We start from the raw sequence: 26,441 nt of genomic DNA on the forward strand, positions 1-26,441 counted from the left end.
CTCTACAACCCCTTGCTAATAAATAGTCCCACAGCAGCCAACACCAAGCTAACCGCCCAGAACGAAATTACCACACGCCACTCCGACCAGCCACCAAGCTCAAAATGATGGTGAATCGGGCTCATTCTGAATACACGTTTGCCACGGGTTTTAAATGAAACGACTTGAATCACAACGGACAACATTTCAATTACAAAAACACCGCCAATGATGAGAAACAGCAGCTCACTCTTCGTGACAATAGCAATAGCACCTATCGCGCCACCAATACCAAACGAACCCGTATCCCCCATAAATACTTTAGCAGGGTGGGCATTAAACACAAGAAAGCCAAGTACAGCACCAATCATGGCCGCAGCACATACACCTGCCGCAATAGACGTAGCCTGCATTGCCACCACCGCGTATGCGGCCAAAGCAATGGCACTAACCCCGGACAACAGTCCATCGACTCCATCTGTAAAGTTAACGGCATTCGTCACTGCCATCATCATAATAATGATGAATGGATAATAGAACCAGCCACCCCAATCAAAGCTGAAATCAGTACCTGGTACGCTGATACTTGTACTGTGTCCGGCATAAATCAGAAGACCGCACATCAGAGCACCAACCAGCAGCTGTCCAAATAACTTTTGACGTGCTGTGAGCCCTAAGGAACGCTTAAATACAATTTTGATATAGTCATCCAAAAACCCGATCAATCCAAAACCAAGCGTAGCTACGAGCAGTACGTAAAAATCTGTATTCACCACAGAAAATTTCAGATAAGACAAGGTAAAAGCTACGATAATCACGATACCGCCCATAGTCGGCGTTCCCGCCTTCTTCAAATGGGTTTGCGGTCCGTCATCTCGCACCTGCTGTCCGAATTTCATCCTGCGCAGAAGCGGAATGAAGAGCGGAGCGGCAATGACCGCAAGGATAAAGGAAACAGCAATAGTCAATAACAATAGTTGATAATCCATGGGTACACCCCCTCCAATGATTTAGGTCTGTTGAATATCTTTATTTAGGCTCTGAAGCACTTCCTCGAGCTTCATCCCTCTTGATCCTTTAAATAGAACAATATCCTTAGCACTGCATTTCTCTAGAAGGACAGCGGCTAGTTCCGCTTTATCTGTAAAAGCTTTTACGCGCTCTTTGCCGAATTTCTCTTCTGCTGCTTTGGCAATATGAACGGATAATGGTCCGTAAGTACATACAAAATCAGTTAATGAAGGGTCAAGGTAGTAGCCTATTTCTTGATGAAATTCTACTTCCTCCGGCCCAAGTTCCAGCATGTCCCCGAGCACAGCGATTTTATTGCCACTGCATTTCATAGATTGCAGGACATCTATAGCCGCCTTCATAGAAGTAGGGCTGGCATTATAAGCATCGTTTAAAAGCGTAAGTCCGGAGGAAGTCCGAATCACTTCAATCCGCATGCCCGTCAACTTGAGCCTGCTGAGACCCTCCTTCATATTCTGCTCCGTAACCCCAAAATGACGAGCAACCGCTAGTGCAGCCAGAGCGTTAACAACGTTATGCTGACCTGGCAGCGGTAATGTAAAAGCATGTTCCTTATGACGGCTTGACGTGAACGTCATGCCACCAGTATGGGACATCATCCCTGTTGGATAATCATCATTATCCTCATTTAGACCAAATCGGAAGGTTCTCATCCCTTCTGGAGCCTTAAAAGTGGACTCTTGCATTACCTCAGTCAGCAGCGGTTCGTCACCATTATAAATCAGTAATCCCCCCGGCTTCAGCCCTTCAGCAATCTCCAGCTTGGCGCGGGCTATTTCTTTACGTGACCCCAGCTGCAGTAAATGCGACTCGCCTACATTAGTAATTACCGCTACGTCTGGTTCAGCCAAAGAAGCCAGCAGAGCAATTTCTCCCCGCGAGCTCATCCCCATTTCAAGTACAGCGATCTCTGTATCCTCAGCCATGGATAAAATAGTAAGCGGAAGACCGATATGATTATTGAAATTCCCTGCTGTCTTATGCACTTTGAACTGCACTTCAAGCAGAGACATAATGATATCTTTTGTTGTTGTTTTCCCGTTGCTGCCCGTAACAGCGACAACCTGCGGAGCCACTTCCTTCAGATAAGCAGCGGACAACTTCTGAAGAGCCTCTAGTGTATCTTCAACAATAATAACTCCGCCACCTTCAGGTACCGGTCCTTTATCGCGTTGCCACAAGGTTGCACCCGCACCAGCAGCCAGTGCTGCGGCAGCATAGTGGTGACCATCGAATTTGTCTCCAGATAGAGGCACAAACAGGCAACCGGGTGTGATCTTACGGGAGTCGGTAACGACTCCCGTAAGGGTTGTATTCATAGCTTCGACAGCAGCAGGTTCCCCTGCGCACATGGCAGCAATATTTTCAAGCGTTCTTGTAATCAATAGTTTCGGCCCCTTATAACTTCTTTAGCGACGATGCGGTCATCGAAATCATGAACCACTCCGCCAATCAGTTGATAGGTCTCATGACCTTTCCCCGCAATCAATACTACATCGCCAGGGCTTGCCATTTCAATAGCCTTCCCGATAGCTTCTCGGCGATCAACAATCATATGATACCGGTCAGAGGTGACTCCATCCTCTACTAGTCCTGCTTCTATATCCTTCAAGATTAGTTGAGGGTCCTCCGTCCGAGGGTTGTCAGAAGTTACGAATACCATGTCGCTATATCGTGCAGCGATCTTCCCCATTAATGGACGTTTCGTCCGGTCTCTGTCACCGCCACAGCCAAACACTGTAAGCACTTTGCCGGTAGCAAATTCGCAGACCGTTTTTAATACATTCTCTAGCCCGTCTGGTGTATGTGCGTAGTCAACGATAACAGCAAATTCCTGACCTTCATCCACTGACTCCACCCGTCCAGCTACACCATCGATTGCCTCAAGACTAGTCTTGATATCAGCCAGAGAGACATCTTCCAATAAAGCAGCTGTAATCGCCGCGAGTGCATTGTAGACATTGAACTTACCAACCATACGGAGCGAAATGTCCGTCTTCCCCTTAAACGTATCTACATGGAAAAAAGTTCCTTTTGCGGTGATCGATATTTGCGAAGCTCGGACATTAGCGTTGTTATCAATGCCATATGTAATCACTTCCGCCGCAGTTTGGGCTGCAAAATATTGACTGGCTTCATCATCCGCGTTCAACACCGCATATTTGCGTTCTTCCTTCCACGGAGAGATCACATTTCCCAATCTGGAGAAAAAGAGCCCTTTAACCGCCCGATACTCCTCCATTGTATGATGATAATCCAGATGATCTTGGGTTAAGTTCGTAAAAATTGCCGTACGGAAGTCCGCACCCTTCACACGTCCTTGCTGAAGTGCGTGAGAGGATACTTCCATTACACAACATTCCACACCTTTGGAAGCCATATCATGAAGGGAACGCTGCAGATCTAGCGATTCTGGAGTTGTGCCTGACATAGGGTAGCTTTTGCCGTCATAGCGCATTTGAATTGTTCCAATCAGACCTGTCTTCATATTCTGATCCTGCATAATCCGCTCAATGAGATAAGTCGTTGTTGTTTTGCCGTTTGTGCCCGTCACCCCGATCATTCTCATCCGGCTGCTAGGTGAGCCAAAGAATGCATTCGACATGACAGACATCGCAAACCGGCAGTCATCTACAACAATCTGCGGGATATCAAGCTCCAGCTTGTGCTCACATACAATAGCCGCCGCTCCGGAGGCTACTGCTTGCGGCGCATATTTGTGCCCGTCCACGGTGTGGCCAGGCAAACAAATGAATAGATCTCCCGGGCCTACACGGCGGGAATCCGTCTGAAGATCAGTAATCTCCACATCTCCATCCCCGTATAGTTGCGAAGTAGCAAGACAAGCAGATAATTCGTTAACTTTCATAGTAATCCCTCACTCTACATTTTCGGATACGAGCTGAAACCTTATACCTTAATCATTATTCACTAGATGCTCCCATATAAATCCTGATGGTTGAGCCCTGTTCTACTCTGGCCCCAGCCTTAGGAGCTTGATTGATGACCGTATTTCCTGTGCCTGAACGTGCAAGATTAAAATTCATATTTAAATCCTCATAGATATCCTGCACCGTTGCTCCGGTAAGATCAGGTACGGTCACTATCGGAGTTTCGCCATACTTATAAGTTTTGGGAAGCTGATCACTGCGCTCCGGAATCTTCATATAGTGCAGCGAGTCTTCCAAAATATTTTGCACGATTGGAGCTGCAACCACACCCCCAAATTGAATCCCTTTCGGATTATCCACGGCAGTGTACACAACGATCTGAGGATCATCCGCTGGCGCAAAGCCAATAAAAGAAACAATGTGCTCTGTTGGAGAATAACGTCCATTTACAACCTTCTGTGCAGTACCCGTCTTGCCACCTACACGATAGCCGTCAATAAAAGCCGGCCGTCCTGTGCCTTTGGCAACCACGCTCTCAAGTGCTGCCCGCACCTTCTTGGATGTTTCCTCCGAAATGACCTGCCGCACAAGCTCTGGCTTCACCTCTGATACAGTCTCTCCAGTAACCGGGTTAACCCATGCTTTTGTTACATGAGGTTTATAGAGATTACCGCCGTTGATAGCCGCGGATACCGCAGCAATCTGCTGAATAGGCGTAACCGAAACCCCTTGACCAAAGGCTGTAGTCGAAAGCTCTACCGGACCTACTTGATTAAGCTTGAACAGAATACCATTAGCTTCCCCATTCAGATCAATTCCCGTTTTGCTCCCAAAACCAAAATCCCTAATATATTTGAAAAGTGATTCTTTTCCCAGCCGTTGCCCTAAGGCGACAAACCCAGGGTTACAAGAGTTCTCAACTACCTGTAGAAAGGTTTGACTACCATGACCGCCCTTTTTCCAGCAGCGCAGCTTTGCGCCCGCCACCTCGATAAAACCCGGATCATAGAAATGATCGTTCTGAAGATCTACTTTACCTTCCTGCAGCGCAGCAGCCAGAGTGATGATTTTGAACGTTGAACCAGGTTCATAGGTCATCCAGATAGGCAGATTCCGGTTGTAAATCTGCGCATCATATTCCTTGTATGATGCTGGTTCATACCCCGGTCTGCTAGCCATGGCTAGTATCTCACCATTCTTCGGATTCATAGCTATAGCCCAAGCACCCTGCGCCTGATATTTTACCATAGCCTGATCAAGCTCACGTTCCATAATAGACTGGATCTGTTTATCAATCGTCAGCTCCAGATTAAGTCCGTCTTGAGGGGCAGAATATTTCTCAGATGAGCCAGGCATAAGTCTTCCGCCCGCATCAGACAAATAAGAAATATTGCCGGCTATACCTTTGAGCAGATTGTCATATATACTCTCTACTCCTGTAATACCCTGGTTATCTATACCTGTGAAGCCTAGAATATGCGCGGCTAAATCGCCGTAAGGGTAATACCTTTTGCTATCCTCAGCGACAACGATGCCCGGCAGCTGCAAATCACGGATGCTCGCGGCAAGATCCATCGTAATTTTGCGGCCGCCGGGCTGAAGTTTCACCGACATTTCTTTTTTGGACAGCAATGTCATCAGCTTCTCCTCAGTCATCCCAAGCAGTGGAGCTAATTGCTGTGCTGTCTTTTGCTTCTCTTTTACCTGCACCGGTACTGCATACACTGTAGGTGTGGTGATATTAGAAACGAGCGGCACACCTTCACGATCCATAATTTCACCACGTTTAGCGGTAAAAGGAATATTGCGGCGCAAGGAATCTTCTACCTTCGCAGTCAATTCCTCTCCTTGAGATAATTGCACATACGCAAGACGCACGACCAGCGAACCGAATAACACTGCCAGTCCCAGCAATGTCCACAGCATTCTCCGCCGTGTTACGACTTTGGAAACCTTCATTCCGTTCTCCCCCACTTTCAACAATAGACATGAGCTCTTATCTTCATGACTATTCGGGACAAACAGGGGTTAGAACAAGCTATGTTCCGCTCTCGGAATCTGTCCCCTCATCAGCAGGCGGGGCCACGGGAATATCTTCGCCATAATCATTTAATGGCTTCATTTTCAAAGTGACCAAGGTCTTGCCATTTTGCGTTCCTACAATCTGTTCTGAGACGTAACCTTCACCGTCTACCGCAATCTCTACTTTTAGTAGAGTTAGAATTTCAAGTGCATCACGCAGGGATTCCCCTTTTAAATCTGGAATGGTAGGCTGAGCCCCCTGCGGACTTAATAAATAGATCCGTTGCCCTGTAGCAAGCTTAGTACCTGCCTCAGGATATTGACTCTCTACAGTAGATCCTTCACCGACCACTACATAATCGAAGCCTTGATCCAAAAGTGCTTCTCTTGCTTCCTTCATCGTCTTGTCTGTTAGATCTGGTGTAGTCCGAAGTGCGACTGTTTCAGTCTTAGCCGGCTTTTTACTGCTGCTATCACTAGCCTCAGACGCCAGCTTAGGTACTCCCATGTATTGCAGAGACTGGGATACAATCTCTTTAAATACTGGAGCAGCTGCCTTACCGCCGCCAACCTCAACGTTCGGTTCGTCAATAATGACAATAACAGCGATCTTTGGATCATCAACAGGAGCATAACCAATAAAGGAGACAAGTACTTTGGATTTCACATAATCCTTACCTTCAACCTTGATAGCCGTTCCTGTCTTACCTGCCACGCGATAGCCGTCAATATAAGCGTTGCGGCCTGTTCCTTTTACTTGGTCAGCAACAACCTGCTCCAAATATTCACCCGTTTTCTTGGCGCTTTCCTCATCAATCACCTGACGCACTACACTAGGCTGAGTAACCTTTGTCTCACCAGTGTTAGGGTTTGTGACCTCCTTAACTACATACGGAGTCATCAACTTCCCCCCATTAGCTATAGCAGATACGGCAACTAGCTGTTGAAGTGGGGTTACTAGCACTTTACCGTGTCCATATGCGAGTGTCGCAATTTCTATAGGACGTCCAAGGTTAGGGTTAACTACCCCGCTTACTTCTCCTGGCAGATCGATTCCCGTTTTCTCATTGAAGCCAAAATCATTGATATACTGTAATAGCTTGTCCTGTCCGAGCATTTCATATAGCTTAACGAATAGAACGTTACTAGAACGTTTCACACCTTCAAGAAAACTGATTTGCCCCCATCCAGCATGATTAATATCATGCAGTGCTTTACTATATCCCTTTATCCGGATGGACCCGGACAAAAATGTCGCAACAGGATCAAAAAGCTTCTCTTCTACTGCGGCGGCAAGCGTTACAATTTTGAAAGTGGAACCAGGCTCGTATTTAGATTTAATAGCATGATTATAGAATCCCGCCCCATCGGCCCCGGTCTTCCAAAATTCATTTGGATTATAGGTAGGCATATTGGCTAATCCCAAAATCTCCATCGTGTTCGGATCAGCAGCAATGACACTCATACTTTTTGGCTTATATTGCGCATACGCCTTTTGCATGGCCTCTTCTATATAATGCTGGATCGTACTATCGATTGTAAGCTTGAAATTACTTCCATTTACTACTGGCTTATAGGTATCTTGTGAATCCGGCAATTTTACCCCTTGACCGTCACTTTGATAAAGCAGCTTGCCATCGGCACCCTTAAGCTCCGTATCAAAGTATTTTTCCAGTCCCATGATAGCATTGCCGTCCCTATCTGTATAACCTAAGATATGTGCAGCTAATTCATCTTTTGGATAATATCGTTTCTGCTCTCTAACAAGCCCAATACCGGTCTCTTGAATTTTATGTTCTTTACCTAGGGCTACATAAAATTCTTTCACCTTATCGGCAAGCTCCTGATCAATCTTCCAGCCTTCATTACGAATCTCACGGTTCTTGAGGTAAGCACCCGTCTTTTCGTCCTTGGCTTCAACCAGCTTACGCAGCTCATCCTCTGGTTTGCCGAGCAATTCGTGTAATCCTGTGATGACCTCTTCCCCGATGCCTTGTTGTTGAATCACTTCAGGATTCACCACCACGGTATAAGCAGGGACATCGCTAGCGAGCACACTCCCGTTACGGTCAGAAATCGTACCTCGCTCCGCTTTGATAGTTGAGGAATGCGCCCAAAGTGTGGCGGCCTTTTCCTGCCATTCCTCACCTTGCATAACTTGAATCCAGAACACTCTAACGATCAAAACAAGAAAAAAGAGGGTAATACACCCTCCTATAAACAGCGTGCGAAGTTTTATTCTTTTCAGCATAAGCGAACCTCACAACTTTTTTTATTGCGATCTTGCCAATCGCTCACTAATTATCACCCGGAGTCGTTGCCGAGCTTGCCGGAATATAGATTGTTGCATTCTCATCCGGGGACACATAACCAAGATCCCGTGCTTTTTGGGCGACTTTCTGCTCTAGATTCTGCTTTTCCATCTGATACGTAGAAATCTGCTTCTTGGCTGTTGCAATATCCTGATCTAATTTCTGAGCCTGCAAGTTCAAATCATAAATTTGGACGTAACGTGAAATCAGGGTGATCGCCACCAGAACGCATACTCCTAGCGTCAGCATATACAAAAGTTTCTCTTGCAGCGGAAGTACTCTTCGTCTGGTAACTACTTTTGTCTTCTCGCGGTAAAGGGGGTTTACCTCTTCTTTTCTTTTGGGCTGAACTGCTAAATTGCCGCGGGTATAGGCCATCTCTGACTCTCCTTTATCGTCAATTACAATTTTTCTGCAATGCGCAGCTTAGCTGAGCGGGCTCGGGTATTAAGCTCAAGCTCTTCTTCAGAAGGCACAAGCGGTTTACGATTGATTAACTTAAGCGTGCCTTTCGCGCCGCATACGCAAAACGGAAAGTCAGGCGGGCATGTACATCTGCTTAAATAGCTGCTAAAAATTTGCTTGCAAATTCGGTCTTCGAGCGAATGAAAGGTGATGACGGATACTCTGCCTCCTGGTGCAAGGCAACGTACTGCACTATGTAGCCCTTCTTCAAAAGCACCCAATTCGTCATTCACAGCAATCCTTAATCCTTGAAAGCTACGTTTAGCGGGATGCCCTCCTGTTCTTCGAGCAGCTGCCGGGATACCTTCCTTGATCAGTTCTGCTAATTCTCCTGTTGTCTCAATAGGAGCTTCTTCTCTTCTGTCTACAATTTTTCTAGCGATTCTCCGCGAGAATTTCTCTTCTCCATATTGGAAAAGAACACGGGCAATCTCCTGCTCGGACCATGTATTCACAATTTCAGCAGCCGTCAAAAGTGCTGACTGATCCATGCGCATGTCCAGCGGAGCATCATGATTGTAACTAAAGCCTCGTTCCCCTTCGTCAAACTGGGGAGAGGATACGCCAAGATCAAAGAGCACTCCATCTACTTGGGGAATACCATCTGTTTGTGGCACAAAGGGCACATCCTTAAGTACACTCTCCAGATCACGGAAGTTAGTCTTAATAGTCACAACCTTGTCTCCGTATTCCGCTAATCTTTCTTTGGCGTTCTCCAAAGCCCAATCATCTTGATCCAAACAGATTAAACGGCCTTCGCCGCTAAGCTTGGAAGCGATAAGTGAGCTGTGACCCGCTCCACCGAGAGTGCAATCTACATAGATTCCGTCTTTTTTGATGTGCAGCCCTTCTGTCGCTTCTTCCTTAAGCACCGTGATGTGGTGAAACAAGCTGCATCCCTCCAGGACAGTATTCGTTATTGTGTTTTATAGATCAAAATTGAAATCCACCAATTTCTCAGCGATTTCGTTGAACGATTCCTCGGACTGTTCGAAGTACTGTTCCCAAAGCTCTTTGTTCCAGATTTCCACCCGGTTCGAAACGCCCAGAATGACACAGTCTTTGTCCAGTTTGGCATACTGCCGTAAATTGGCCGGCAGATTTACCCTTCCCTGCTTATCCCAAACACATTCAGTTGCACCTGAGAAAAAAAAGCGGCTAAATGCGCGGGCATCTGATTTCATCAGCGAAAGGCTTTTAAGCTTTTGTTCCATGATTGCCCATTCTTCCATGGGATAAACAAACAGGCAGGAGTCTAGGCCGCGGGTCGTCACGAAGGAGGTTCCGAGCAATTCACGGAGTTTAGCCGGAATAATGATTCGGCCTTTGTCGTCAATGCTGTGTTGATACTCTCCCATGAACATCCTTTTTCCCACCCCTAATCCCTGAATCCCCACTTTACCCCACTTTTCACCACTTAAGCATAATAGATTCGCCATTAAAAATCAAAAACCTTTTTCTGGCCAAGGAAATTTTTCCTAAATCAGATAGCTCGTTTCCCGAAAAACATTTCTCCACAGAAAAAAGCCATACAATCGGAATCTTGTCCGTTGCATGGCTTTGTTAAAAAAGTTGCTTCAGTTCAAGGTACACTGGTTAATACACTTTATTGTTATGCGTTCGGTTATTAATCGTTCAAATTCCAGCTGTCCAAATAATCCACTTGTGCCGGAGTGAGGCTATCGATGTTAATGCCCAGACTTTCCAGCTTATAACGTGCTACTTGCTCATCCAGCTCATAAGGAACATTTTCAACTTTTACGCCAATGCTCTTATAATTATCATTTACATATTTCAGCGACAGCGCCTGGAGTGCAAAGGTTGTATCCATAATTTCAGCAGGGTGACCATCAGCAGCACCCAGATTTACAAGTCTGCCTTCGGCAAGCAGATATAATTTACGTCCGTCACGAAGCTGGTACTCTTCGATATTTTTGCGAACGGTACGTTGGGATACGGATCTTTCCGACAGCTCAGGCTTATTCACTTCAACGTCGAAATGGCCCGCGTTGCACATGATTGCTCCATCCTTCATCACATCATAATGTTCACCGCGAATTACATAACGGTTACCAGTTACTGTAACGAAGAAATCACCAACCTTAGCTGCTTCCAGCATTGGCATTACTTCAAAACCGTCCATATGTGCTTCAACGGCTTTAATCGCATCAACTTCTGTGACAACCACTTTTGCTCCAAGTCCTTTGGCGCGCATGGCAACACCTTTACCACACCAGCCATAACCGACAACAACTACTGTTTTGCCCGCTACGATAAGGTTGGTTGTGCGAATAATTCCATCCCATGCCGATTGGCCAGTGCCATAACGGTTATCAAACAAATATTTGCAGTAGGCATCATTAACCGCGACCATTGGGAACTTCAATACGCCTTGCTTTTGCAGAGCTTTTAGACGAATAATCCCGGTAGTTGTTTCTTCAGCACCCCCGCGAATATTCTCCATCAGATCAGGACGCTCCGAATGCAGCAATGTAGCAAAATCCCCACCGTCATCAATAATCAAGTCCGGTTTGCTCTCCAGTGCTTTGATATTAAGGGCTTTAAATTCTTCAGGAGACGGATTGTATTTAGCAAATACTGTGATTCCATCCTCCACAAGCGCTGCACATACATCATCCTGTGTAGATAGTGGATTCGAACCTGTAATGGTTACATCTGCACCACCAGCTTTGACAACCTTCGCCAAATAAGCGGTTTTAGCTTCCAAATGCAATGTGATCGATACTTTCAGACCTTTAAATGGCTGTTCTGCTTCAAACTGCTCACGAATACGGTTCAGTACCGGCATATGCTGGCGAACCCAGTCGATTTTCAAATGCCCTTCCGGTGCGAGTGACATATCAGCCACGATACTATTTTGTTTAGATGAACTCATTATGAAACCTCCTAAAAGTTTTATGGAGCTATACTTCTATGATCCACTTCGCAATAAAACTTGCTCCGTAAGCATACGCTTTGTTTTGTGAGCGTTACTACATTGAATCTGCTTCGTACAAAACTCACTTCGTAAGCATAAGCTTAGTTTTATGAAGCGATACTTCCATTACATATAAATGATGCGATGTGTTCCACTGTAATCCGGTTCAACCGTCATTAACTCATCCAGCCAAGCAAGTCCGTACCGGTTCAAGTAATACATGATATTGTACACTCTTTCCTGCAGTTTACCCAGTGGCATTAACGACAGCTCGATTCGCTCCCATTGCCGGATTGCAGCTTCGTTCTGTTTTGCCATTGCATCTTGGGCTTTCGCCTGTAAAAAAGTAATTTGATCTAGAATCTTCTCTTTATTGTTATTCCCCAGCTTAAGCAGACCTGCCTGAACCGTTCCAAGCTGCTCAATAAGCGGTTCGTACATAGCGGCGAATGAGGTCTTGGTTTCTTCAAAACGACGTTCTATCCCCAGCTCATCCTGTGCGGCCAGCCATTCATGTCTTTTATGATCCAGTCCTTGTCTTACATCCTCAAAGCTAAGTTGATATTTATCCATATGCTTGTGCAGCGTACCTTCTACGACTGTAAAAGACATTCTAGGGATAATTAACGGCATTTCTCCCCCAATGGTCTCAAACGCACGACGCGGAATGGCCCAGTAAGCAATCTCACCTTGACCCAGCACCGTTGCCAGAACAGGCAACACATAATCCTGCATAAGTGGACGTGTCAGCACATTATTGCTAAAGCGTTCCGGATGTGCCTGCACCTCCTCAAGTAATTCATCACGGGAAAAGGATACCTGTCCCTTGCGATCCGTAAAGATTCCGTCCTTCTTGTGAAGCAGAAGCCGTGTACCTTCATGAATATAAAAGAGGTTGGCATTGCCAGCTGTAACATCAGCCTGAAGCTCATATCCGGCGCCCACAATATCAGAAGCAGAATTCATATACGCTGTTTCCAGTGCATCATTCTGCATAATTAGCGAAGTGAAAAATGGCTGTTCTAACTTACGTAAGTTGGGATCAGCAGAATCAAGCAGAATTAGACCAAATTTACCAAATAATGAACCCATCAGCTTGGCAAATGCATCCGTCATACTATCTGCTCTAAAAGAAGAAGTGCGAATGAATTCCATAATCTGCGGCTTAAAGTCGCTTTCCTGAAGCAGACCGTCTAACTGTTCCACTACCTGCTGCCAGCTTTCCTCTTCTACACGAATATCACTTACTGAGGAGCGTTTCTCTTCTGACTTTTCTATCTTAATCTTAGTAATCTCCTGCGTACGATTCAGTACATACGTATGATTCACTTCATCCCAGTCATGATCTTCACCTGCAATCCAGAATAAAGGAACTACTGGTCGGCCGAGTTGTTCAGCTGCTTCTTTTGCCGCCATAATGGTAGTTGCAGCTTTATATACCACTAACAGGGGTCCAGTAAATAGTCCGCTTTGCTGCCCACCTGTCACCACTAATGTCCCCGGCTGCTCTAAGAGCGCCAGCGAAGCCATCACCGCATCATGCGAGTTATGCTTTTCATTATATTGACGCAGACACTCAGCAATCTGAGTCCGGTCGGCACGAAGGCTTTCTCTGCCGTCTAGCCACTCTGCCCTTCTACTTCTACTTTCTTTATTGCGGAAATCCCCACCGTACAAATGACTAACCTTTTCAAAATGATCTATATAGTCGCGCGAGAGTGCAGATCCACCCTTGAGCGGTTCCGTTACAATATTCATTTGCTAGTGCCTCCAGTTCTACTAAGCAGTTATATGTAAATCCAAGTTCGTAAAAACTCTCTATGATTGTATCCAAAGTCAGGAGCCGCGTCAAAGTAAAACATGTCTTGATATCAGCAACACAGGTACAGCCAACTGTTCAATTATACTATAAATTCATTAAATAATATCCTAAATACATACAAGAGGCGAGAGCATAATGCTCCCGCCTTTGAAAACCTAAGTATAAATTATGCGAATTTTTTGCTGACAAAGTGGCCTTTAGATACTTCTACTAATTCAAAGTCACTGTCATTGGTCTTATCGTTAGCAGAATAAATAGGGCTGCCAAGCTCATCATGCAAGTGAATACGTTTTTTGTTGACTTCAATTTCCGGATCCGGAACTGGAATAGCCGACAATAGGGATTTAGTATAAGGGTGGATAGGATTTGCATAAAGCTCTTCACTTTCCGCCAACTCAACCATTTTACCCAAGTACATAACTGCTACGCGATCACTGATATGTTTAACCATGGACAGATCATGCGCGATGAAAAGATAAGTCAATCCAAGACGATCTTGCAATTCTTTAAGCAAGTTAACGACCTGAGCTTGAATGGATACGTCAAGTGCGGAAATCGGCTCATCACAAACGATGAACTTAGGATTAACCGCTAACGAACGGGCAATCCCGATACGTTGACGTTGTCCACCGGAGAATTCATGCGGATAACGGGTTGCATGGTCATGGTTAAGACCAACCATATCCAGCAGTTCTTCAATCCGTTTCTTACGTTCTGCACGGCTGCCAGCCATTCCGTGAATGTCCAGTGCCTCGCCGATGATATCAGAAACCGTAAACCGCGGGTTAAGCGATGCGTACGGATCTTGGAAAATCATTTGCATGTCACGGCGCATAGCCTTCATTTGATTTCCAGGCAATTTATAAATGTCTGTACCATTATATTTCACACTTCCAGCAGTTGGCTCATACAAGCGAAGAATCGTACGTCCAGCAGTAGTCTTACCACAACCGGACTCACCTACCATCCCAAGTGTCTCGCCCTCACGGATCGTGAAGTTAATATTATCTACAGCCTTAAGAACCTTACCTTTACCTACATTAAAATATTTCTTAAGACCTTCTACCTCTATTAGGTTCTTACTCAAGAGTACTGCACCTCCTTGGCCATCGAATGCAGATTCCAGCAACGCGCCATATGCGTTTCGCTGAATTCTGTGGCGCCGGGATCGATTTGTTCGCACACATGCATCGCTTCATTGCAACGAGCAGTGAACGGACAGCCGATCGGCGGCTTGATCAGATCTGGCGGTGTGCCGATGATCGGAATAAGCGGCTCGCCTTTCTTTTGGTCCAGACGCGGCATTGAGCGCAGCAGACCTTTGGTGTATGGATGTTGTGGATTTTTAAAGATTTCCCATCTTGTTCCGGTCTCCACAACCTCACCTGCATACATTACAATCACCCGATCACACATGCCAGCAACTACGCCCAGATCATGTGTAATCAGAATAATGGAGGTACCTAGTTTTTGCTGCATCTCTCTCATAACTTCCATGATCTGCGCCTGAATGGTTACATCTAGAGCTGTTGTAGGCTCATCTGCTATCAGCAAAGCCGGACGGCAAGCTAACGCGATTGCGATCATTACACGCTGGCGCATACCGCCTGAGAATTCGTGGGGATATTGGTTAAAGCGAGCCTCCGCATTTTTGATGCCTACTAATTTCAACATCTCCATACCTTGCTTTTTCGCTTCGGCCGCTGACATTTTCTGATGTTTAATCAAAACTTCAGTGATCTGTTTGCCCACTTTGATGGTTGGGTTCAGAGAAGTCATCGGGTCTTGAAAAATCATGCCAATATCTTTACCGCGAATAGATTCCATTTCTTTCATGCTTTTGTCTAGCAGATTCTGTCCTTGAAAAATAATCTCTCCCTTTTTCACTTTAGAAGGTGGGGAAGGGATCAAACGCATAATCGATTGAGCAGTTACACTCTTACCGCTGCCGGACTCGCCGACGATGGCAACCGTTTCGCCTTTGCCAACTTCAAAATTCATACCACGGACAGCTTGTACTTCTCCGCCCTTAACAAAAAAGGAAATATGCAAATCTTTGACTTGTAAAATAGGTTCCATCCATATTCCTCCTATTTCTTCAGCTTAGGATCAAGCGCGTCACGAAGACCATCACCGAAAATGTTGAAAGAAAGCATTGTTAAGCTGATTAGGATCGCAGGGAACAAGAAGCGCCATGGATAGTACAACCAGCCGGTGAGTGAGTCATTGATCATCGATCCAAGTGAAGCAACAGGAGCTTGTACACCAAGACCCAAGAAGCTTAGGAAGGCCTCAGCAAAGATAGCATTTGGTACAGACAGTGTAATGGTTACGATAATCGGACCAACCGCATTCGGCAGAAGGTGCTTGAACAACAGTCTCGCAGAACCAGCACCCATGGAACGGGACGCCAATACGAATTCACGATTCTTGAGCTGCATAATTTCTCCACGCACAATCCACGACATCGTAATCCAGCCTGTAATGGTTAGAGCTAGGATGATTGTTCCAAGACTTGGCTCAAGAACGACCAAGAGCAAGATTACAACCAGCAAATAAGGAATAGAATACAAAATTTCAGAGAATTTATTCATAATATTATCTACACGGCCGCCGAAGAAGCCCATAATGCCTCCGTAGATAACACCGATGAACAAGTCGATGGCTGCCGCAGCAAGACCAACGATCAAGGAAATCCGTGCACCGTACCAAGTACGAACAAAGATATCACGACCAAGATCATCCGTTCCAAACCAGTGATCGGAGGAAGGGGGCTTATTGGTGCTCATCAAATCATTAGAATAATAGTTATATTTCGAGATAAAAGGTGCAAAAATCGCTGCAAGTACAATCAAACCCAGGATACCGAGCGCAGTCATCGCCATTTTATTTTGACGCAACCGTTGCCAAGAGTCTTTCCAAGCAGAGAGACTCTCACGCTGGATAACTTCGGCTTCTTTTTCATCTACACCGACTTTTTGAAAATCTTCCGGTTTTAGATTTAGCAAGTTATTTTCAGTAGCCACTATTTAGCCCTCCTTTCCTCCACTTAATTTCATACGTGGGTCAATTAATACATAAGCAATATCCGTAATAAAGCGGGCAACCATGAGTAATACACCATAGAAAATGGTTATCCCCATAATAACGGTATAGTCACGGACACCAATCGCTTCCACGAACTGTTTACCAATACCCCCAACACCAAAGATCTGCTCGATAACAACCGAACCAGTTACGATGTTAGCTGTCATTGGACCCATATAAGTAACAACAGGTAGAATTCCGTTACGAAGTACATGGCGGCTCAGAATAGCCATCCAGCTCAATCCCTTTGCTTTAGCCGTTTTGATATAATCCGCATTCAAAACTTCAAGCATACTTGAACGGGTCAAGCGGGCGATAAAGGCGATCGGCTGTGCCGAGAGCGCGGCCACGGGTAAGAAATAATAGATTGGCCCTTTAAAACCTGAAACCGGTACCCAACCCAGTTTGAAAGCAAATACATACTGCAGTAATGACGCGACTACAAAGCTCGGAACCGCAATCCCCAGAACTGCCAGCACCATAGCTGCGCTGTCAATAAACTTTCTGTGATAGAGTGCCGCCAACATGCCGAGAAATACTCCGACAATAACCGCCACAACGATTGCGACGAGTCCCAGCTTCAGCGACGCTGAAAAGGTTTGACTGATCAAATGTGATACATCTTGATTTAGGCGTTTCATTGAGACACCTAGGTCACCTTGGATAATATCACCTAAATACTTAAAATACTGATGAGAGAGCGGCTTGTCCAGACCATATTGTTCCATCAGACGTGCTTTAATTTCTGGCGGTACCTTCTTTTCAGAAGTAAACGGATCCCCCGGAATAGCTTTCATCAAGAAAAAGGTAGCTGAAATCAATACAAATAGAGAAACCAACATATAGAAAAACTTATTTGCGACATAACGAACCATCCCCATCACACCTCCTCCGACAATTTTTGATACACATAATAATGATTTTATGAAAAAAACGGATTTTTGTCTATTTTCTATATATGTTATTAATAACATTAATTAACAAATAGACAGGAATACAAAAAAAAGGGATATATATGGAATTCCACATATATATCCCGAAGTATTCTGCAACTTCAGTCAACTAACTATTCTGTTGTAATTACTAAAGCAATATCTTAGTGCTCAAGCAAGTATCCGCGAGTCAAGTCAATTGCACCACTAAAGTCAAGAGTAACACCTTTAAGGTACTCTTTAGTCAGGGAGTTGTTAGTGTAGTAGTACAAAGGAATCAGAACCATATCTTGCTCAATGAGCAATTTCTCAGCTGCAGCAAACTTTTCTTGACGTACTGCCAAGTCAGTGCTTGTTTTAGCTTCGCTGATCAATTTGTCATACTCAGGGTTAGCGTAACCAGTATCATTGTTACCGCCACCTGTTACCCACATATCAAGGAAAGTCATTGGATCATTGTAATCCGCAGTCCAACCAGCACGAGCAACTTGGTAGTTCAGGTTTTGACGGTTTTCAATAAATACAGCCCACTCTTGGTTAACGGTTTGTACGTCGATACCAAGATTGTTTTTCCACATATCAGCAATCGCCAAAGCGATTTTCTTGTGACCTTCACTTGTGTTGTAAGTCAGGGAGAATGTAGGCAGTTTATCCATACCTTCTTCTTTCAGACCTTCAGCAAGCAATGTTTTAGCTTGTTCTAGATCTTCAGTGAAGTAGCTATCTTTAACTGCTGTACGGTATTCACCATCAGCACCAGCGATACCCGGAGGTACATAACCGTATGCTGGGAATTGTCCACCTTGTACTACATTGTCAATCAAAGCTTGACGGTTAATGGACATTGCAAGAGCCTTACGGATTTTAGCGTTTGTGAAAGGTTTTTCAGTGATATTGAATTCGTAGTAGTATACGGAAGCAATACCTTTACGGCTGAATTCGTTAGGAAGTTCTTTTTGCACGATTGGAATTTGTTCTGATGGAATTTCACCAGTTGGTCCACCGGCACGATCGTATTCACCGTTCTTGTAGCTGAGCAGCTCAGTTGCACCGCTGTTTACAAGGGAGAAGTCGATTTTGTTAAGTTTAATGGAATCTTTATCCCAATATTTATCGTTTTTAGTTACAACAAGTGTTTGACCTGTAGTCCACTCTGTAAGAGTGAAAGCACCGTTAACGATCATAGTATCTTTGCTTGTTGCCCATTTAGGATTACTATCAATGGATTTGTGTACAGGGTAATAAGTGTAGAAGGAAAGCAATCCAAGGAAGTAAGGAGTTGGGGCTTCAAGAGTAACTTCAAGAGTTTTCTCATCAACCGCTTTGACACCTACTTGACTGAAATCGGTAATTTCCTTGTTGTAGAACTTTTGAGCATTTTTGATGTAGTACAATTGATAAGCGTAAGGTGCAGCGGATGCAGCAGCAGGATCGAGCACGCGTTTCCAAGCGCGAACGAAGTCTTCTGTTGTTACAGGATCGCCATTACTCCATTGTGAATCACGGAGTTTGAAAGTATATACCAGACCGTCAGCGGAAACTTCCCAGCTTTCAGCAACACCTGGTTCAGCTTGACCAGATTCAGCATTCATGCGAGTCAGACCTTCGTACATTGTTGTCAGGACAGTGTGAGCTTGGCTATCTTGAGCCAATCCTGGGTCAAATGTTGGAGGCTCAGAACTAAGGTTAATTCTCAATGTTTGGTCAGCAGCCAATTTTTCTTCTGTAGCTGCATTACCAGTTGCCGTGTTACCAGTGTTAGCATTGTTACCTTTATTGCCGCTGTTTGCATTGTTTCCGCCGCAGCCAGCAAGCACTGTGCCGATAACAAGTACTAATGCAATCATTAGCAATAGACTTTTACTCTTCTTCATCTAGCAGTTCCCCCTAAATAGAATGTGGTATATGGTTTATGATTATACAACCAGTGGTCAAAAAAATCTAGTGCAATGTTTTCAGAAAATATTTTTTTTTTAAAACTTTAAACTTTTGTGACGTTGACGCTTCACCGAAGCAGTGGAACGTTACATCGCTTGTGATATGTAGGTAATTAGCCCAACAAACATAAATAATAAATATCCGAAGCTCATAAAAAAGAACGAAAGTCTCCAAACTGCCCGAAATAACCGCTTCCCATCTACCTTTCCTTTCATCCGATTTTGAGCTCCGCCAATCAGTCCAGCGGATATTAATACAATAATTAGTATAAGGTAAAACCCAAAACCGGAATTAAAGATGTTATTAAACAATGCGGAGACCGACAATAATAAAAAAAATGTGGTCACGTCCATAGCGAGCATAAAAGTTTTCTTTTTATCTTTTTTTAAGCCCTTTCCAATGAAAAAAACAATCAAAAACGGCACAATCGGAATAACGCTTAAAGTAATAACCGAATCCATCAGCAGTCCCATAGCTTCACCTCTCCCCAGAGATCATACCCCAATACCTTCTACTAATTGGCAGAGCCAGCGATTTAATGGTGCCGACACTCCAGATCGTTCTGCCATTTCTACAAGACTTCCATTGATCCAACGAATTTCTGTGGTTCTTGAAGCAAGTACATCTGCCAGCATAGATGAAATATTGCCAGACGTTAACCGGCACACCTGAAGGATGTTATCCCAAGCATCCTTATCATAAGTAATTTCACAGAAATCATACACCATTATTGCTTCTTCAAAAACTTCCTTCATTAATTGGAGGCGTTGCTCTGAAGACAACAGCTCCCCATTTGGAATACGCCAAATCGCCGTGAGTGGATTTATAACGGCATTGATCAAGAGCTTCCGGTAAATCATGGTATCCACTTCATTCGACAAAAAGGCTGCGAATCCTGCCATTATGAGAACTTCTATTAAATTATTCGCTTTTAAATCATTATGTATGCTATGAGCTTGTCCATCCCCTAAGCTCCATTTTCCTATCCACACCTCCCCTGCTCCTGCATGAATGACTTCAGTTAATGATTTGCGCTTCGCAGCCTCCGTAGTCACAGCTACATATAAATTGGCGTTTGGCAACATGCCTCCTAACATCTCCATATGTCCTGTACCATTCTGAAAACAAATCATATGTACTTGCTCTTCCTTAAGTAGGGATAGAAATTCAGGCAAATCATTATGTAGAGTATTCTGTTTAACCGTCACCACGATCCAATCACTCGGCTCTTCTAGATAAGCACCTGCGAACTCCCCTATTGGCGCGGATACAAACTGATCTTCCGAAATTGTTATCGGCTCGCGTTCATCCTCGTAGGTAACCGTTAAGCCATCACGCCCTAATCGTTGGCATTGTTCTATCCCTCGGCACCATAGCCTCACATCATTCCCGGCTTGGATCAGTCTCCCTGCCAGCAGCAGCCCGAGTGAACCTGCACCAATTATATCAATTTTCATATAACCCTCCTGCTGATCTTAAGCACAATTTTTCTAAGTATACCAAAAACCCCGCAAGTGGTGCTTAAAAAGCAGACCACTTGCGGGATTGTTAGTTAACCTATCGTTTATTCAATGCGTTCTAAATTTCCGTTACCATCCATTTTGAAACGAGTCTTCATTTCTTCTTCTTCTTCATTTAAGAAAGCAAGCCTGCGAGCACGATCCATAATCTGAATTAAAGCTTTGTAATCATCGTTGACTACCCGGTAGTCGCTTTGAGCAAGATTAACCTCTTTAGACAACCGTTCATTCTCAGATCGTAATTCTGTTAATTCATCTTCCTTCTCGCGCAGGTCTCTTTCCAGCATTTTCAGCTGACGTCCTGCTTCCTGGATCGTACCCTTCCATTGTCTTAAGAAACGAATGACCGCATCAATGGATAATGTGTTTTCACTTAATCCCTCACCGCGCCCAAATTCCTCATCGACATCACCCAGAATGAGACCAGCTACTTGCGCTCCTCTTACTGACGGCTGCTTTTTCAGGTAGCTACGCTTTTGACGTTGCCCTTTAGCAATACCGATTGCACCTTCATAACTTTTCCGAACACAACTGTTCCAGCGGAATCCGCAAGCGGCCGAAGTTCTGCCGATTTTTTCACCCACCTCTTCAAAAGCGGCAAGCTGTGTGCTGCCCTCCCGAATGTGTCGCAAAGTTACTTCTGCCAATATTAGATCATCTTCTGCACTCCAAGCGTCCTGTCTAACGGCTGTCATAAAGCCAAACCTCCTAACAACGTCATGAAATAACCATCTCCATAACCGGCAGTTCTGCCGGGTAGTGAATAGGGATAAAAGCTGCTTACTCCATTTCTATGCTTCTCATAGAGTTCATAGAATCTATTTGATACTAATTTGTATTTCCATTATCTGCGTACATCATACGCATAAAACTATAAATTCTCTTTTTTAAAGCACTAATCACTCAGGTCAATTATAAAAATCACATTTTTTGAAGATTAGTGCATTTTTTTCAATGAATTCGTTTACACATAATTATGTTGAGGGTATAATAAATCGAAGGAATATTCGTGAGATACATACTGGAAGGGGGACTCTCTCTTGGACCGCATGTTTCGGGTATTAGGTTTTTTCACATTAGCTATTGGATTGATGGCTTTCGCCGGAGGTCTAACAGAAATGGCCTTGCTTTTCTTTTTACAAACTGCATTTTTCGTAATACTTGGCTATATGAAATTTACTGAAAAAACTTATGTTCTTCTCTTCTGGGCATACATGATTCTGACTTTCACCGGATTTAGTTATTGGACGATCTTTCAAATGGGTCTTCCACTATAAATTGCAGTACTCTTTTGGAGCGGATGAGGTCCTTATCTTATAAGGATCACTTCCGTTTTTTTGTTTGTATGCTATTTTAGAAGGGTTAAACATATTATTAGTACATACATATATCATTTCAAAAAAAGGTGGTGGTGTGGTGCGCTCCCGCAATTTACAAAGCCGCATGATTGCAACCATACTAATTCTCTTCTGCTGTACTTTGTTTCCGTTACAACCTGTGAAGTACTTGTCTGCCGATCCTAGCGGTGATTTTTTCAATTCTGCTATACCAGATAATGAAGAAACCCGTAAACTACTTGAACAGACCTTGTCTTCTGCAGAAATTGAACGTGAAATCATCAAGATTACAGCCGAACAAAAAGCGCTTGAACAAAAGGTAGAAAGCCTGAACAGACAAGCTACCCAGAAAAAAACAGCCATTGCGGACCAACAGGAACGGGCAGGTGCAGTTGTGCGTTCTTATTATATGGGGGATAGAGATAATCTTCTGGCCGCGTTTTTTTCAGCAAAAAGTATCAGCAGATTCCTGGCTCTGTTCGATTATTATGAGATTATTATTGGAAATGACCGCGATATTCTCTCACAATATGAAGAACAATATAAGGATTTGAAGGATACCCTTCAGACTGCGAAGCGAAACTCGGAAGAGCTCGCCCGATTGCGTACGGCTCTGGAGGAACAGCAAGTTCGGGTAAACGCGCTCAACAAGGATATTGAGGGTGGGATTAAAAATAGCAGCGATCCTGAAAATATGAGTACTCTACTTAAAGAATTCACATTATATTGGGAGAATATCGGCCTGCACGAGGTAAAAACCTATTTCAAGGCGTTATCCTCCGCAATGAATAAACTACCACAGTTTGTTCAGAATCGAGAGGGTGTACTGACCCGTAAAGGAATGACTTATGAGCTAAACCTGAAGGAAGAGGATCTGAATGAATTTTTGCAATCGCAGAATTCGCTGTTTAAAGACTTCGCCTTTCATTTCAATGACGGATCGATTACTGCCACTGGAAAAAGCGGAGCGCTAGCCCTTTCACTGACCGGTCACTATACCATTCAGGAAGAACCGATCAACGGCCTTATATTCCAAGTCGATCATATTGTATTTAACGGTCTTGAATTGCCTGACACAACAAGAAAAACGTTGGAAGAAGAATTTGACTTAGGCTTTTATCCAGGCAAAATAGTATCTTTCCTTCGTGCCACGGCAGTAGATAGCCAAGAGGGCGTCTTGCATGTTAAGCTTTCCATTTCATTTTAGGCCTTCTTTTAGAAATTCTTTGTAGCCTTCCGCATCTATCTGCCCTGTTAATAGTAACGATACAGCTTCAACAACCTTACTCCAGCCGCCCTGTGACTCATCCTCCGGGGCGGTTTCTTCTGTCAGCAATAGCTCAACATCGAAGGGAAGCTTGTATTTAAAAGCATGCTCCGAACGATAAAGAACATCAAGCGCCGGCAAGCTCCCCGTATTCTCCAACCAATCCAGCTGAGCATCCTCTGAGGTGATAAAGGTCAGCCAATTCACAGCTTCCTTTGGACTTTGAGATTGAGCTGGAAGGGCAAAAGATCGACTGTAACAGGATTCAAACCCACCCCCATTATTAGCAGTCAGGGCCGGTACAGCAGCAAGGGATGAATTTCCATACTTCTGCCACTCGGATAACGGTAATGAAGCAACGGCGACACTACCTCCTTGTAGCATATCCCAGACATCTTTATTGTAGCGGCTGGTGAGATAAAAATAACTGCGGGCGTTCTGAGTCCAATTCAACACTTCTTGGTTATCTGCTAACAAGCTGCTATTCATGCTCTCCATTACCGCTGACAATCCATAAGGATTACGGGTATCCATCGCGAGTAAATATTTCCCTTGCTCTTTAAGCACATTCTGAAGCAGGATATTCCACTCTTCGAGGCTTTTGGGTAATGCATTAAAACCCAGCTCCGCCAGCCGTTGTGGGGAATAAACAAGCACGTAAGGATCTATATCTAACGGGACTCCCCAATTATATCCATTCCACTGCATCCAGGGGATCAACTGTGTTAACGGCGCACTCCCCGGAACGCTCTGATACACATCCATAGGCAATAAATATCCACGTGTGGCCCAGTCCAGAATGCTTCTTCCATCTGCCATGACAATATCCGGGCTGTCCCCGATCGTTAAATCATGCTTCAATACCTCATCGGCATCCTCCATATCCACATTGCTTAAAATAATCTTTACTCCACTTTCTAAGGTATAACGGTTGCTAAGGAGCTCCAGTTCACTAAATTCTTCGCTATTTAAAGATACTCTTATGTGTAAGCTATCTATAGTTCCCTCATCTCCGGAAGAGGGATGAGTCGACTGACTTTGTGGTCTTTTCATAGGACGTGGATCGTTACTGGTACTTAATTCCATACTGGGCGACAGGCTTGTCAGCGATAGTAGTAAAATTGCAAAAAGCAGCCAATAATTTTTGCGTTTCAGCACGATTTCCCACCTTCCCTTTTGATTGGTCTCCCCTATTTTACCAAACCCTCCGGTGCTTGTCTTTAGTTTGTGAAACCGTTCTCTTTCTATTATATGGGTGAAACGCCAGAGGCATTAAAAATAGGAAGGTGATCTGACCGCCATTACAAGAAAGCTTTGGACTTCCGATCGCTGTTATCCTCAGATTTCCTGATTTAATTACCGCATCATGCGGTTAAAATCCGAGGATAAAGGCGAACGCTTCGCTTCTACAGTTCCAGACTTTCTTTCCATGGCTCTAATCACCACAACCAACTTTAAATTCCTCTGCCGTTTCCGGGCGGGCAGGAAAAAGCCGGGAGTGTTTGCTTCTCCCGGCTGAAAATAGGATTGATGAACCGTTAGAGTAGATCCGCGGCCAATTGCGCCAAGCGGGAACGCTCACCTTTTTCCAAAGTAATATGTCCGCTAATCCCTTGCTGTTTAAACTTCTCGACGATATAGCTCAGTCCGTTGCTCGCAGCATCCAGATATGGATGATCGATTTGCTCCGGATCGCCCATTAGAATGACTTTACTTCCTTCTCCCGCTCTGGAGACAATGGTCTTCACCTCATGACGGGAAAGGTTCTGCGCCTCATCAATAATAATGAACTGTGATGGGATTGAACGGCCGCGAATATAGGTTAAGGCTTCTACCTGTATACTTCCTAACCCCATTAAGATTTTATCGATATCGCCAGCTTTTTTGGTATCGAACAGGAATTCCAGATTATCATAAATAGGCTGCATCCAGGGTCTAAGCTTCTCATCCTTCTCACCGGGCAAATACCCAATGTCTTTACCCATAGGAACGACCGGACGGGCGATAAGCAATTTTTTGTATTTATGTTCATCCTCCACTTTGAATAGTCCGGCTGCAAGCGCCAATAACGTCTTCCCTGTCCCAGCCTTACCCGTGATCGTTACGAGTGGGATTTCATCATTTAGCAGCAGCTCCAGTGCCATTCGTTGTTGAGCATTACGGGCGCTAATCCCCCAAACCGAATCATTGCCCAGATAGAGTGGCTCCAGACGTGTGGCATCACTATTCACTTTGAGAAGAGCTGATTTGCCAGTGCCAATCTCATCCTTGAGAATCACAAATTCATGAGGGTACAACGGATACGACAACGCAAGCTGTTTTACCGTCAGAGAGCGGTGACTGTAATATTCATCAATCAATGCGGGATGAACCTGCAGAGATTGGTAACCAGTGTATAGTTCATTTAAGTCTCCAGTACGATCTGACAAATAATCCTCTGGCGTAATTCCCAGTACATCCGCTTTAATACGAACCAGTACATCCTTGCTCACAAGCACAACGGGACGCGGATCGGGCTTCTCATTCTCTTCATTCAAATAATTGAGAGCAACAGCCAAAATCCGATTGTCGTTAGACACCTCGCCAAACATTTCCTGTACCTTCACAAAACTGCGATGGTTAAGTTCTACCTTCAGCTTGCCTCCATGCTCCAGTTCCACACCACTATGCAAATGACCTAGTTCCCGGAGTCCATCAAGCAATCGGGATACCGTACGGGCATTCCGACCGATTTCGTCAGCATTGCGCTTCTTGGAGTCGATTTCTTCCAGCACAACAGCCGGAATAACCACCTCATGCTCCTTGAAAGAGAAAATTGAATTGGGGTCGTGCAAAAGCACGTTGGTATCTAGCACAAATATCTTGTTCATATTATCCCCTCCACAGCGCCTGGTTTGAT

General features: G+C 44.5%; 22 protein-coding genes. 2 read left to right on the forward strand and 20 right to left on the reverse strand.

Annotated features, from left to right (window positions below):
• Positions 1–2: 2 nt before the first annotated feature.
• The 18 genes from mraY to MHI32_RS23335 form a co-directional block, all read right to left on the reverse strand.
• Entirely contained in the window at positions 3–968 is a 966-nt protein-coding gene (gene mraY, locus MHI32_RS23250) for a phospho-N-acetylmuramoyl-pentapeptide-transferase (protein ID WP_036683653.1), read from the reverse strand.
• Positions 969–989: 21 nt separating this feature from the next.
• Complete coding sequence (gene murF / locus MHI32_RS23255) at positions 990–2,396, reverse strand: UDP-N-acetylmuramoyl-tripeptide--D-alanyl-D-alanine ligase (protein ID WP_340011009.1); 1,407 nt, start codon at positions 2,394–2,396, stop codon at positions 990–992.
• Positions 2,393–3,880: a UDP-N-acetylmuramoyl-L-alanyl-D-glutamate--2,6-diaminopimelate ligase gene (locus MHI32_RS23260; RefSeq protein ID WP_038572864.1), complete on the reverse strand. Its 1,488-nt coding sequence runs from the start codon at positions 3,878–3,880 to the stop codon at positions 2,393–2,395. Before MHI32_RS23260 ends, murF begins: the two co-directional genes overlap by 4 nt.
• A gap of 55 nt (positions 3,881–3,935) precedes the next feature.
• On the reverse strand, positions 3,936–5,861 hold the full coding sequence (locus MHI32_RS23265) for a stage V sporulation protein D (RefSeq protein WP_076136530.1): 1,926 nt from the start codon (positions 5,859–5,861) through the stop codon (positions 3,936–3,938).
• Between the two features lie 79 nt (positions 5,862–5,940).
• Entirely contained in the window at positions 5,941–8,175 is a 2,235-nt protein-coding gene (locus MHI32_RS23270; protein ID WP_076129051.1) for a penicillin-binding transpeptidase domain-containing protein, read from the reverse strand.
• Positions 8,176–8,221: 46 nt separating this feature from the next.
• Positions 8,222–8,614 (reverse strand): septum formation initiator family protein, encoded by a 393-nt coding sequence (locus MHI32_RS23275; RefSeq protein ID WP_036683668.1) that lies wholly within the window; start codon positions 8,612–8,614, stop codon positions 8,222–8,224.
• Positions 8,615–8,637: 23 nt separating this feature from the next.
• Positions 8,638–9,591: a 16S rRNA (cytosine(1402)-N(4))-methyltransferase RsmH gene (rsmH, locus tag MHI32_RS23280; protein ID WP_036683671.1), complete on the reverse strand. Its 954-nt coding sequence runs from the start codon at positions 9,589–9,591 to the stop codon at positions 8,638–8,640.
• 36 nt (positions 9,592–9,627) lie between these two features.
• Positions 9,628–10,065, reverse strand: coding sequence for a division/cell wall cluster transcriptional repressor MraZ (gene mraZ, locus MHI32_RS23285; protein ID WP_036683674.1), 438 nt, complete (start codon positions 10,063–10,065; stop codon positions 9,628–9,630).
• Between the two features lie 263 nt (positions 10,066–10,328).
• Positions 10,329–11,600 carry an adenosylhomocysteinase gene (locus MHI32_RS23290; RefSeq protein WP_170914265.1) on the reverse strand — a complete coding sequence of 424 codons (1,272 nt, stop codon included), beginning with the start codon at positions 11,598–11,600 and terminating at the stop codon, positions 10,329–10,331.
• 165 nt (positions 11,601–11,765) lie between these two features.
• Positions 11,766–13,397 carry a bacillithiol biosynthesis cysteine-adding enzyme BshC gene (bshC, locus tag MHI32_RS23295; protein WP_076129044.1) on the reverse strand — a complete coding sequence of 544 codons (1,632 nt, stop codon included), beginning with the start codon at positions 13,395–13,397 and terminating at the stop codon, positions 11,766–11,768.
• A 230-nt stretch (positions 13,398–13,627) separates the two neighbouring features.
• Positions 13,628–14,548: an ATP-binding cassette domain-containing protein gene (locus MHI32_RS23300; RefSeq protein WP_036683682.1), complete on the reverse strand. Its 921-nt coding sequence runs from the start codon at positions 14,546–14,548 to the stop codon at positions 13,628–13,630.
• Positions 14,545–15,540 (reverse strand): ABC transporter ATP-binding protein, encoded by a 996-nt coding sequence (locus MHI32_RS23305; protein WP_076278781.1) that lies wholly within the window; start codon positions 15,538–15,540, stop codon positions 14,545–14,547. Before MHI32_RS23305 ends, MHI32_RS23300 begins: the two co-directional genes overlap by 4 nt.
• 11 nt (positions 15,541–15,551) lie before the next feature.
• Complete coding sequence (locus MHI32_RS23310; protein WP_036683689.1) at positions 15,552–16,487, reverse strand: ABC transporter permease; 936 nt, start codon at positions 16,485–16,487, stop codon at positions 15,552–15,554.
• A 3-nt stretch (positions 16,488–16,490) separates the two neighbouring features.
• On the reverse strand, positions 16,491–17,423 hold the full coding sequence (locus MHI32_RS23315; RefSeq protein WP_036683691.1) for an ABC transporter permease: 933 nt from the start codon (positions 17,421–17,423) through the stop codon (positions 16,491–16,493).
• Positions 17,424–17,644: 221 nt separating this feature from the next.
• Positions 17,645–19,354, reverse strand: a complete 1,710-nt coding sequence (locus MHI32_RS23320; RefSeq protein WP_340011014.1) for a peptide ABC transporter substrate-binding protein — start codon at positions 19,352–19,354, stop codon at positions 17,645–17,647.
• Positions 19,355–19,504: 150 nt separating this feature from the next.
• A complete protein-coding gene (locus tag MHI32_RS23325) occupies positions 19,505–19,891 on the reverse strand; it encodes a DUF3397 domain-containing protein (protein ID WP_076129040.1) in 387 nt (128 codons plus the stop codon).
• A gap of 21 nt (positions 19,892–19,912) precedes the next feature.
• Positions 19,913–20,875 carry a 2-dehydropantoate 2-reductase gene (locus MHI32_RS23330; protein ID WP_076278782.1) on the reverse strand — a complete coding sequence of 321 codons (963 nt, stop codon included), beginning with the start codon at positions 20,873–20,875 and terminating at the stop codon, positions 19,913–19,915.
• A gap of 107 nt (positions 20,876–20,982) precedes the next feature.
• Positions 20,983–21,633: an RsfA family transcriptional regulator gene (locus tag MHI32_RS23335; protein ID WP_036683702.1), complete on the reverse strand. Its 651-nt coding sequence runs from the start codon at positions 21,631–21,633 to the stop codon at positions 20,983–20,985.
• Between the two features lie 345 nt (positions 21,634–21,978).
• On the opposite strand from MHI32_RS23335, the gene MHI32_RS23340 reads away from it, so the two are divergent.
• The gene (locus MHI32_RS23340) at positions 21,979–22,215 is read left to right on the forward strand and encodes a DUF2626 family protein (protein ID WP_036683705.1); all 237 of its coding nucleotides are present in this window, start codon (positions 21,979–21,981) and stop codon (positions 22,213–22,215) included.
• A gap of 139 nt (positions 22,216–22,354) precedes the next feature.
• Positions 22,355–23,482, forward strand: coding sequence for a hypothetical protein (locus MHI32_RS23345; RefSeq protein WP_254857085.1), 1,128 nt, complete (start codon positions 22,355–22,357; stop codon positions 23,480–23,482).
• On the opposite strand, the gene MHI32_RS23350 is transcribed toward MHI32_RS23345, so the two are convergent.
• Both MHI32_RS23350 and MHI32_RS23355 read right to left on the reverse strand, forming a co-directional pair.
• Complete coding sequence (locus tag MHI32_RS23350; RefSeq protein ID WP_340011017.1) at positions 23,474–24,700, reverse strand: extracellular solute-binding protein; 1,227 nt, start codon at positions 24,698–24,700, stop codon at positions 23,474–23,476. The two genes, MHI32_RS23345 and MHI32_RS23350, sit on opposite strands and share 9 nt — an antisense overlap.
• A gap of 380 nt (positions 24,701–25,080) precedes the next feature.
• Positions 25,081–26,412, reverse strand: a complete 1,332-nt coding sequence (locus tag MHI32_RS23355; protein ID WP_036683710.1) for a PhoH family protein — start codon at positions 26,410–26,412, stop codon at positions 25,081–25,083.
• Between the last annotated feature and the right edge of the window lie 29 nt (positions 26,413–26,441).

Source organism: Paenibacillus sp. FSL H7-0690 (assembly GCF_037980415.1).
In the GTDB taxonomy this organism is placed as follows: Bacteria; Bacillota; Bacilli; order Paenibacillales; family Paenibacillaceae; genus Paenibacillus_AQ; species Paenibacillus_AQ odorifer.

What these genes read in the sequence shown, in the direction of transcription:
- mraY (WP_036683653.1), bottom strand. Translation starts at nt 968, where the DNA reads ATGGATTATCAACTATTGTTATTGACTATTGCTGTTTCCTTTATCCTT.
- MHI32_RS23260 (WP_038572864.1), bottom strand. Translation starts at nt 3,880, where the DNA reads ATGAAAGTTAACGAATTATCTGCTTGTCTTGCTACTTCGCAACTATAC.
- MHI32_RS23265 (WP_076136530.1), bottom strand. Translation starts at nt 5,861, where the DNA reads ATGAAGGTTTCCAAAGTCGTAACACGGCGGAGAATGCTGTGGACATTG.
- MHI32_RS23270 (WP_076129051.1), bottom strand. Translation starts at nt 8,175, where the DNA reads ATGCTGAAAAGAATAAAACTTCGCACGCTGTTTATAGGAGGGTGTATT.
- MHI32_RS23275 (WP_036683668.1), bottom strand. Translation starts at nt 8,614, where the DNA reads ATGGCCTATACCCGCGGCAATTTAGCAGTTCAGCCCAAAAGAAAAGAA.
- mraZ (WP_036683674.1), bottom strand. Translation starts at nt 10,065, where the DNA reads ATGTTCATGGGAGAGTATCAACACAGCATTGACGACAAAGGCCGAATC.
- bshC (WP_076129044.1), bottom strand. Translation starts at nt 13,397, where the DNA reads ATGAATATTGTAACGGAACCGCTCAAGGGTGGATCTGCACTCTCGCGC.
- MHI32_RS23305 (WP_076278781.1), bottom strand. Translation starts at nt 15,540, where the DNA reads ATGGAACCTATTTTACAAGTCAAAGATTTGCATATTTCCTTTTTTGTT.
- MHI32_RS23315 (WP_036683691.1), bottom strand. Translation starts at nt 17,423, where the DNA reads ATGGTTCGTTATGTCGCAAATAAGTTTTTCTATATGTTGGTTTCTCTA.
- MHI32_RS23320 (WP_340011014.1), bottom strand. Translation starts at nt 19,354, where the DNA reads ATGAAGAAGAGTAAAAGTCTATTGCTAATGATTGCATTAGTACTTGTT.
- MHI32_RS23325 (WP_076129040.1), bottom strand. Translation starts at nt 19,891, where the DNA reads ATGGGACTGCTGATGGATTCGGTTATTACTTTAAGCGTTATTCCGATT.
- MHI32_RS23330 (WP_076278782.1), bottom strand. Translation starts at nt 20,875, where the DNA reads ATGAAAATTGATATAATTGGTGCAGGTTCACTCGGGCTGCTGCTGGCA.
- MHI32_RS23335 (WP_036683702.1), bottom strand. Translation starts at nt 21,633, where the DNA reads ATGACAGCCGTTAGACAGGACGCTTGGAGTGCAGAAGATGATCTAATA.
- MHI32_RS23355 (WP_036683710.1), bottom strand. Translation starts at nt 26,412, where the DNA reads ATGAACAAGATATTTGTGCTAGATACCAACGTGCTTTTGCACGACCCC.